Source organism: Collinsella sp. AF38-3AC, from assembly GCF_003474365.1.
In the GTDB taxonomy this organism is placed as follows: domain Bacteria; phylum Actinomycetota; class Coriobacteriia; order Coriobacteriales; family Coriobacteriaceae; genus Collinsella.
Map to the genome: position 1 here is coordinate 317,083 of NZ_QROM01000002.1, position 764 is coordinate 317,846.

The 764-nt window shown below is 68.6% G+C and carries 1 protein-coding gene; it reads right to left on the minus strand.

All coding sequences use genetic code 11. The features are described 5' to 3' along the window. Nucleotides 1-428: 428 nt before the first annotated feature. Nucleotides 429-764: transposase (locus DW029_RS02800; RefSeq protein WP_147351861.1), on the minus strand; the 336-nt coding region annotated here is incomplete at its 5' end.

Genomic DNA, 764 nt, shown 5'->3' on the forward strand with positions numbered 1-764 from the left:
TTAGTTCCGCCGTTCTAACGAACGGCGGACCCGTTGACGCTGCGCGGGCCGCATTTGAGACAATCTGACGTTCAACTTCAAGGGCGCGACCAGAAGGTCAGCGCCCTTTCGTTTCACGTCACCTTGTCTCAAATGCGACCCGCTCGCTCATATGACCCAATCCACTGTCAAGGGCCACAATGGCCCCGCCGACCGCTTGCAATCGGTCGGCGGGGCCTGCCGTTAAACCCGTCCCGGTCCGCCCCCGGCATGTCATCGACGCCTTCGGCTCAGTCTCATATCCGCGGATACCGCTCCGGCGGCCCGCAATCCTCTCCTTCGGCGGGGTTCCCCCAGTCTGTCTTCGCGCATGCGGCCGCCGCCGCGCGCACAGCGAGAACGGGGGTGTCCCCGAAGGCCGCCCGGCTCGCCGGGACGGGGGCTTATGCCTATTCCGCGCCCTCCCGGCACATCGTGCCGAGGGCCCACAGCCACCTCACGAGCTCGGCCGCGGTGGCCGCGTTCGCCTTCGCCTGCGGCATCCCGCGGGCGATCGTCTCCTCGCGGCGGCGCAGGAGCCTCTCGGACCCCTTCCTCCCGTGCATCCTTATCTCGAGGGGCACGCCGGAGCCCTTGGGCATCAGCTTCGGCTGGTGGCCGGCCTGGGCATAGCACCAGGACCCCTCGACAGCCAGCTTCCTGACGAGCGCGTTGCCGGCCCCGCTGATTCCGCCGAGGCGCACGGAGTCCGCGCTCGGCCTCTGCTTCGGGGCGAGGCCGAAGTA